The sequence below is a fragment of the Variovorax sp. dw_308 genome (assembly GCF_019207085.1).
In the GTDB taxonomy this organism is placed as follows: Bacteria; Pseudomonadota; Gammaproteobacteria; order Burkholderiales; family Burkholderiaceae_C; genus Variovorax.
The window spans coordinates 45,918-55,092 of record NZ_JAATOM010000031.1; the positions used below are offsets into that span (position 1 = coordinate 45,918).

Annotated in this window: 5 protein-coding genes; 2 read left to right on the plus strand and 3 right to left on the minus strand. The window is 61.6% G+C overall.

Annotated features, from left to right (window positions below; genetic code table 11):
- Nucleotides 1-508: 508 nt before the first annotated feature.
- From HCU76_RS32845 to HCU76_RS32855, 3 genes are all read right to left on the minus strand, one after another.
- Nucleotides 509-3,520 carry an AAA family ATPase gene (locus HCU76_RS32845; RefSeq protein ID WP_218511606.1) on the minus strand — a complete coding sequence of 1,004 codons (3,012 nt, stop codon included), beginning with the start codon at nucleotides 3,518-3,520 and terminating at the stop codon, nucleotides 509-511.
- Nucleotides 3,521-3,730: 210 nt separating this feature from the next.
- Complete coding sequence (locus HCU76_RS32850; protein ID WP_213953820.1) at nucleotides 3,731-4,081, minus strand: VOC family protein; 351 nt, start codon at nucleotides 4,079-4,081, stop codon at nucleotides 3,731-3,733.
- Between the two features lie 289 nt (nucleotides 4,082-4,370).
- Complete coding sequence (locus tag HCU76_RS32855; RefSeq protein ID WP_218511607.1) at nucleotides 4,371-4,526, minus strand: hypothetical protein; 156 nt, start codon at nucleotides 4,524-4,526, stop codon at nucleotides 4,371-4,373.
- A 271-nt stretch (nucleotides 4,527-4,797) separates the two neighbouring features.
- Here HCU76_RS32855 and HCU76_RS32860 point away from each other — a divergent pair, with 271 nt between their 5' ends.
- Nucleotides 4,798-7,506, plus strand: coding sequence for a type VI secretion system Vgr family protein (locus HCU76_RS32860; protein WP_218511608.1), 2,709 nt, complete (start codon nucleotides 4,798-4,800; stop codon nucleotides 7,504-7,506).
- Nucleotides 7,507-7,520: 14 nt separating this feature from the next.
- Nucleotides 7,521-9,175: triacylglycerol lipase (locus tag HCU76_RS32865; RefSeq protein WP_218511609.1), on the plus strand; the 1,655-nt coding region annotated here is incomplete at its 3' end.

Sequence of the window (9,175 nt, forward strand, 5' to 3'; positions counted from 1 at the left end):
TGCCTGCGCCAGGTTGAACACTCATTCGAAGTTGCTCCTACGCTGATGCGAACGCCCACGCTCGTGGCGTCCGATCTTCAGGCCGGCCATCTCGTGGCGTCAAGCCGTGCGTCTTCGGCGGCGAAAGCGCGGATCGGACCCAAGAACCGACACCGCAACCCAAAGCACCCGCCCGCGCCCGCCATGCGTCGATGCAAGCCAGCATCAACGTCGTATCCGCCGGCTTGACGAAGTGCTTATCAAAACCCGCATCGACCGCGGCTTGCCGGTCGCTGAGTTGGCCGTAGCCGGTCAGCGCGAATGAGCAGGGTGTTCTTGCCCTCCGGCCGCAGCCGGATGCGCCGCGCCACCTCGTAACCCTCAAGTACCGGCAGCCCGATGTCGAGGATGACGACGTGTGGCTTGAGCCACCCGTAAATGCGCCACGGACAAGATCCGTGCAACGAATAGCCCAACTGACCCAGTCGACCGAAAGCCGCGCCCTCAAAACTACAGGACAACGGTCGCGTTACCTTGGAGAGGCGGCCGGCACTGGAAGCGTTGGAGCAACCGCGGGTGCCGCAGCTTCAGACCGAGCACCGGTCAGGGCTGACGGGCCGGGAGCCGCACCAGCGGCGGTTGGCACGCTCGTTTGACCCCCATTTCCATTCGCCGCGGGATTTCGGATACCGTCACTTATCCCGAAGGTTTCTTTTGCCCTTTGATAATATTTCGATAAACCATCAAGTCGAAGGAGTCCTCCACTGACTCGCCTCTGAATTGTTGAAATATCACCAACATCTGCAAATTTATTCAACCCTTTCTCTTCCCAGAAATCTGCGCCAATCAGAATAGCCACCTCGGGCGTGCTCATTAATTCCGGATTCGAAATAAAGTCCATGTCCAGAAGTTTTCCGAAGCGCGCATAGTTGTAGCGCCCCGTAATCAATACGACGCCTCTGCCTTTGAATCGCTGACCGTCACCCGGCTGTGTGTTACCCAAGGATTTATTCATCTCGTATTTCAGCTGGAAGGCATTCGGCCCCCAAATCTCCTCCAGGACTCGCAGCTCCGCCGATTCGTGGGCAATGATCGCGAGAAATGCGGCCTGGCGCAGTGGCGTATTGATTCCGAATTCGTGCATCACAACCTGCAGGTATGGAAGATATACCTCCGCCTTCTGCGCTGGCAGCCCCGGCATGATATGTCGCAGATTCTCCAATCGGAGCTCGCGGAATTCGTGGCCTTGATCTTCCTTCCGGGCGCGGATGAGGGAGCCTTTCCCCACCAGTAGCAGAACGGCCTGGAGTCTTTCCGTTTTTGCAAGCGCATCTTGTCGTGCCTGGATCGCCCAGAAAGCCGTAGCACTTGCCGCAACGGCGAGCATGGCAAAAATCACCACGACGGCGAGCAGCTGACGGCGCTGACGGCGCGCCTGGGCCCGTGCCGCAATGGTGGACGCCTCGATGTAGCCGACGACCGTCCCGTCCAATTCATCCCGGCGCCGTTGCAGCAGATCCTCGGCTTCGGCCAGCGGCAAGCCGGTGGGCAGCAAACGGCTGGTGCGGTCGGCTCCCTGCGCGTTCTGCCATAGTGACGCGGCCTCCTTCAGGCGATCCCGCGTCTGCAGATCGGCACGATCGTGCAGGAGTTGTTCCTTCGCGCGATTCCAATGCGTCAGCAGTGCCTCATGCGTCACCCGCAGCTGCTGTCCTTCCTCCTCGTCGCCCCAGACCAACAGCAGCCGCGCCTTGGGCGCCAGAAAGGCGTCCACCAACTGCCGCGGCGGGCTGCCGGGGACGAAATCCTTCAGCGGAACAACCCGCGCCGTCACTGCGCCCCGGGAGCCCTGGCCCGTTGTCGCCAGTGCCCGCAGGACCTGCGGCAGAGCGGACTGGACCTCGGCCGGAAGCTGGGCAAATTCTTCTTCAGCGCGGCGGCCCAGGGCACCCTCCAGGCCGCCCATTTCATCGTAAGCGGCGAAGGTCAGCTCGTCCCTCTCGGTGCGGCGTTGCCAAAGCTGGTCCAGGGTGAATTCGAGCAGGGGAAGGGCCGACGGCGCCCGGGCCGCTGCCTGGCAGAGTTCGTCGTCGAGGCCCAGGCCGCGTGCCCGATCGAACTCGAAGCGCAACCCGGCTTCACGAGCCGGCTGGCGGACGATCTGGCCAATTTCCGCGGGCGTTGGGAGCGTCAAGAGATAACGCGCCTCGCCGGCGGCGAGTTGGGCCAGGGCCGGCACACTGTCCAACCGGTCGAAGAAGTCGCTGCGCATGGTCGCCACGACCCAGACCAGGCCCGATTTCGCCAGCCCCTCAAGCGCCGCAACAAAGGCAATCTTGTCCAGAGGGGGCAGCCCGTCCAGCGTGAACAGTTCCTCCAGCTGGTCGATCACGAGCAGCAGTCGCGCCTCAGCGCGCTCGGTGAGTCGCTCTGTTTTCCCGACGGCCGTCAGGCCCTGCAGGATAGGCTGCCTCGCCTGGTTGGGGGCTTCCCGCAGCAGCTTCGCCAGCGCGGCCGGGTCGTACTGCAGGTCCGCCAGTTCGGGCAGGGCAGTAGCGCTGAGGATCGCAGTGGCGAGATGGCCTAGCAAGTCGCCCCGGGCATCGGCCGGACGCAACACTGCGTGGCGGCACACGGCGACCTGGCCAATCATGCCGGGCAGTTTGAGGTCAGGCAGCAATCCCGCCTTGACCAGGGACGACTTGCCGCTGCCGCTGGCGCCAAAAACCAGGACGAAGGCGCAACCGGCATCCGCCTGGCGTGCCAGGCGTTCTCGTATTTCGTTGCGCGCCCGGGTCCGGCCGAAGAACACCTGGGCATGCTCCAGCTCGAAGGACTCCAGGCCCCGGTAGGGACTGCCCTGATGCCATCGAATGCCGCCCTCCACCGACGCACCTTCGGCCAGGTTCAGCCGCCTTTCCAGGAGCTCCCGCAAATGCGTCTCCAGGGTTTCCTCGAAGTCGGCCGTGTCGACGAAACTGCTGTAGGCAAGCTTGAAGGATTTGGAAGCCGCGTCCACGAACCATCGCTGGATGAAATCCAGGACCCGCTTCTTCTGGTCGAGCTGTTGGAGCAATGCGGTTTCGTCCTCCAGCGAACCCTTGACCTCGGCGGTTTTCAGGTAGAACAGCAGTTCGGGTTCGCCGCCCTGCCGTGCTGCCGCGAAGGCATCCTCGAACTCCCATTCGGTCCCGGTGACGGGGCGGCCGGTGATGGCCCCCAGGAACTTGTCGGTCGGCAACGGCACGCCGAGCCGGGACCACAGAATCACGACCACGATGTTCGTCTCGCGAGGCGGCGTAATCGAGTCCTGGAAATGTCCTGTGGCTACGAGCGGCTCCCATTCCCAGAGCACCGGCTCCACCCGGAAGTGATGCCCGAACTCGCGATCCAGCTTTTCGATCAGGCGTTTCGTGTTCAGCCGCTCCGGGCGAACGTCGCTGGGGGAGGATATGAAAATCCTGATATTTCGCCGTGCGATACCGGCTTGCTCGCTGGCGGGAACGTCGGAGCCGGGCTTCGCATCGGGGTCGGGGGACATGCTGTTCAGGTGTCGGTCAATCGATACCGAAGATGGAATTTCGTGGGCATTCTCGAAACTCAAGCCGAACCGTCGTTTGCAAACAGTTTCTCCACGCTGTTAGTCATAGTCAATGGATTTCGTGTCGAGTGCCCTGGGAACCGCATCACGTTCAGTGTCTGCGCCTGGGCCGAATCTCGTCGGGGAGGGATGCCTCCGGACGGCGCTCAATCAGGTGTGCGCAAGGATATTGACCAGCTTCCCGAATGGGTCGCGAACGAAGAACCGGCGGACTCCCCAGGGTTCGTCAGCAGGTCCGTATTCGATGGAGAAGCCGGCAGCCCTCATGCGTTCGAGCGCAGCGTTCACATCATCCACTTCAATCGACAGGTCCGGCACCGGAGTGCCGGAGCCACCTTCCGCGGCGAAGCTCACCTGAACGGCCATCTCGGTCGGAGAGCCATAGGTCTGAATCCAGCCGTGGTCCATCAAAAGCTCGAGGCCAAGGACGTCCTGATAGAACGCCCGGGCCCGGGAGGGGTCATGCGCCTCGAAATTGGCGACTATCCGTTTGACTTGCAACTTGCTTCCTTTCGCGCTTGTGGACAGCGCTGCTGCGCTTGAACCGGACGATGGGCTCAATTGACCGATTGTGCGAGAGCGGTAGGCGCTCTCAGGAATCCCAGGAACCAACAGCGCGTCAACATGGGATCGCCGGACGGCTGCACACCTCCTCAACCCGAAGCACCCGCCCGCGCCCGCCATGCGTCGATGCAAGCCAGCATCAACGTCGTATCCGCCGGCTTGACGAAGTGCTTGTCGAATCCCGCATCGACCGCGGCTTGCCGGTCGCTGAGCTGGCCGTAGCCGGTCAGCGCGATGAGCAGGATGCCTCGGCCCTCGGCCAGCAGCCGGATGCGCCGCGCAACTCATAACATTCGAGCACCGGCAGCCCGATGTCGAGGATGACGACGTGCGGCTTGAACGCGGCCAGTTCGGCCAGCGCCTGCTGGCCGTCGCGCGCCACGCGCACCTCGTGCCCGTCCAGCTTGGCGCGATGGCAACGGCCGCGTCAAGCGTAGAACAAGGCGGCGCGCCGCAGACAGTGCTGTAGCACGGCAAGGCGATCCAACGCAGTTATGCGTTTGATCGCGAAGTCGTATTCGGCCGCGGCCTGGACGTCGGCGCGCGACTGCAGCAAAAGTCACTATTCATGCCAGGTAGCCGCGCGCGCGAACTGACTGGCATCGCTTAGACTCGCCCTGTTTTTCACAACAAAGAAGCACAGGGAGTAGCCCATGAATCGCTCGATTCAGGCGGAGTTGCGCGAGCTCATCGCGGCCGAAGCGTTGTCCCAATCACGGCGCGCCTTGCGGCTGAAGGTGGGCCGCAACAACATCATTGGTGCCGACCTGCTGCTGCAGCGCATCGATGTGCAGGAAGCCCTCAACGACGGCATCGCGGCGCGGCTGACCTGCCTCAGTGTCAATGCCAACCTGCCTCTGAAATCCTTCATCGGCCAATCGGTTGAAGTCCAGATCGTCACCGACCAGGGTGCTCTCCGGCGCATCTGCGCGATCGTCACCCACGCCAAGGCAGGCCAGTCGGATGGCAGTTTGACCGTCTACGAACTCGAAGCACGCGACGCGCTCAGCGTGCTGGAACGACGAATCAACAGCCGCATTTTTCGGGACAAGAGCGATCTCGACATCGTCGAAGTCCTGCTCGGCGAATGGCGCCAGCGCAGCTCCGCCTTGGCCGCATGCTTCAACCATGTCACCCGCGTCTCCCGGCCAGAAGACTACCCGCCTCGCGCGTTCGTCCATCAGTTCAACGAGTCCGATGCGGCCTTCCTGCGGCGCCTGCTCAAGCGCTCCGGCATCTCCTGGTTCTTCCGCGCCGGCGCCGATGACGGCCAGATCCCGCAGCACGAGATGGTGCTCTTCGACCACACCTCCCGCCTCGAATCGTACGCGGGCGGGCCGTTGCGCTACCACGGCGACCGCGCCACCGAACGCCGCGACGCCATCACCCGCATCGTGCATGAGCAGACGCTGGTCGCTGGTGCCGTCGAGCGCCTGACAAGGGACTACAAGGCAGCACGCATCGACCTGTCGAGCGACCGCAATGGCGTCGACCAAGGCGACGAAGGCGCCGCACTCGCAGCCCTCCTGCTCGACGTCCAGGTCGACACCCCGCATGCAGGCGACGACTGGGCGGACATGGGTCGCCGCACCCGCCGGCGCATGGGCCACCACGAATTCGAAGCACAGTGCCTGCGCGGAGAAAGCGGCGTGCGCGATCTCGCCGTGGGCGAATGCATCCAGCTCATCGGCCACCCCCGCATCGACACGCTGCCGGACCATGAGCGCGAATTCGTCGTGCTGGAAGTGACGCACCGCGCCGAGAACAACCTGCCAAAGGAACTCGACGCCCAGGTCCACCTGCTGACGGGCCACGGCGAACACACCCTCGACGACGACAAGCGCTACAAGAACGCCTTCAGGCTCGTGCGACGCGACACGCCGATCGCGCCCAAGTGGAACCCGGCGCTCGATCTGCCGCGGGTTCACCCGCTGACCGCCATCGTCGTCGGGCCGGAAGGCGAAGAGGTCTTCACCGACGAACTTGGCCGCGTGAAGATCCAGTTCCAGGGCTACAAACCGCAAGACCACGAACACGCCCAAGGCGCTGGCACCAACGGCAATGGCAGCGACAGCGCGTGGGTGCGCTTCGTCATGGCGCTGGCGGGGAATCGATTCGGCGCCAACTTCATTCCGCGCATCGGCATGGAGGCGTACATCGACTTCGAGGGCGGGGACCCCGACAAGCCCGTCGTCGTCGGCATCGTCCACAACGGCCGCAACATGCCTGCGGAATGGAGCAACGCGGGCGAGTTGCCGAGCAACCGCTATCTCTCAGGCATCAAGACGCGCGAGATTCGAGGCTCGGGCTACAACCAACTGCGATACGACGACACGCCGGGGCAGATCAGCATCCAGTGGAGCTCGTCGTACGCCGCCACGCAGCTCAACGGCGGTTGGCTGACGCAGCCCCGCAGCGATGGGAAGGGCGAGCCGCGTGGCGAAGGGCTGGAAGCGCGCAGCGATGCGCAGGTGGCGGTTCGCGGTGGCAAAGGCGTTTATGTCACCGCGCAACCGCAATCCCGCGCTGGCGGCAACATGCTGGAGCGGCAGGCGTTGCTCGGCCTGGCGGAGCACCTACAGGGCATCGTCAAGACCTTGGGCGAACTGTCCAGCACCCATCACGCCGATGACACCGACACGGCGCGCATCGAGAAGATCGTCACGCAACTGAAGAACTGGGACGGCGGCAGCAACGTCAACGAGCAAGGCCGGGGCGGCGGCGCGCCGATGGTGGCAATCGACGCGCCGGCAGGCATCGCGGTGACCAGCCAGGATGCCTTGCTGCTTGGCGCGCAGAGCCACATCGATACGGTCAGTGCGGGCAACACGCAGGTCAGCGCCGGCCGCAAGCTGTTGATGCGCGCAGCCGACATCTTCAGCGCTTTCGCGCACAAGGGAATGAAGCTTGTGACGGCGGAAGGCGACCTGCAGATCGAGGCGCACAAGGACGATGTGAAGGTCATCGCGGCCAAGCGAATCATGCTCATCGCGGGCGAGGAATTCATCGTCCAGTCGCCCAGGATCACCCATGTCGCTCAGGGCGTGCAAGTCGACTACGCCAGCGGCCGCATCGTGGAGCAAAGCCAGAGCCTGCACCACATCATGTCGCCGGACTTCAGCATCGGTGGGGCGGGCGGAGGCAATCCGCAGCGCAAGGTTCCGACGTCGAAGCGCGAATTCGATCAGCAAGTAGTGATGCGCTGGCAGGGCTCCAACGAGCCGATGAAAAACCAGCGCTACCGCATCACGACTGAAGACGGCAAGGTCATAGAGGGTCTGACCGACTCGCATGGGAGGACAGAGCGCTTTGACAGCAACGTCGCCTACGGCCGCTACACCATTGAACCCCTGAACGATTGAATTGGGAACAACGCATGCAAGAAGGCTTCAAGCTGGCCACGGATCTCCGCACACACCCTCAACAAAAGGCCGAGGGCTTTGCAACACCGGCACAGGATCGCGCACCACAGATCGCCAATTTCGCCCCAAAGCGCGTGTTGCCGATCATCTTTTTGCCTGGAATCATGGGCTCGAACCTCAAGATTACCGACAAGAAGCGAATAAGCAAGATCGGGCAAAAAGACAACAAGGCATGGCGCCCTGACGACATTGGCGGATCCAATGCCAGAGAATTGGCCAACACCTCACCGCGCGACCGGCAGTTGCGACTTGATCCAGCAACGACGGACGTGGACCGCTACGACCCCACCGGCGAGTCGAACGTGAGTGGCGACGAGAGGCACGCCAAAGTGAAATTAACTGACGGCTTCAACTCACCCGATTTGACGGACGATCCTCCAACCAAGAGGGACAGCCTCACCGCGGCCCAAAAAGCACGTCTCAGGGGGTGGGGCGAGGTCTACTTCGGGAGCTATGGACAGTTGCTGGAACTTCTTGAATCTCGCCTCAACAACATCTATGTCGATGGCACGCTGCGTGCCGAGTGGCGTGACGTCGTAGGAGTAGACCCCTCAATTTGGATGGCGGATCGAACGCTGCCGCAAAACCATCTTACGGAACAAGAATTGAAAAAGGCAGTGACAGGGTGCATTTTTCCAGTATATGCAATGGGCTACAACTGGCTGAAGCCGTGCGCAACAAACGCGGATGAAATTTCACGCAGAATTTCTGATTTGATTAAAAAATATGATCACGACGGATTTGAATGCAATAAAGTCATCCTGGTCACACACAGTATGGGAGGCTTGCTGGCCCGAGCACTAATCCATCCAAAATATGGTGGCTTAGAGTCGAGCGTTCTTGGTATTGTGCATGGAGTTCAACCCGCAATAGGAGCGGCGGCCGCCTACAAGCGCATTCGCGCGGGCTTTGAAGATCCGGGAATGGCTCACACCGACCCAAAGCAAATAGAGGCGAGCGTCGCCTCAAAGATCATAGGAAATTTTGGCGATGAAGTCACTGCTTTTCTCGCGAATTCACCCGGAGGGCTTGAACTTTTACCAAATCAAGAATATGGCAATGGATGGCTAAAAGTCACACACCAGGATCGGTCGCACCCATTGGCAAGTTGGCCGCGCAACAATGATCCTTATTCGGAAATATACAGTGTCAAAGGAAAGTGGTATTCACTGCTACGTGAAGAATGGATCAATCCAGCCGATCTTGATGCAAAAATGGGAGGCGGAAGTTTTAGCAGAACAATTCGATATCTGAATGAAGTAAAGACCTTCCGTGCGGAAATAACCAACATATATCATCCCATTAGCTACGCGCACTACGGTGCTGACGAGCAACGCGTGGCCTATGGAAACGTTGTTTGGCAGATAAGTCGAAACTGCGTCAATACGGCGGGTTGGGAGTCATGGCCAATCACCGACGACACACGTCAAGGCACATTGGATTTGCTTCGGTGGGCCGAGGGTTCCGAGGCCAATAAAGCTTTCCCGGCAAGAAAGGTCAGCGGCGTCGCGCCACGACCGATTCAAGCGCGCATCGGGCCGCCGACGGAACCCGGCGACCAGACCGTCCCGATGAGATCAGCTGATCATCAACTGAAAAGCGGTCGCTT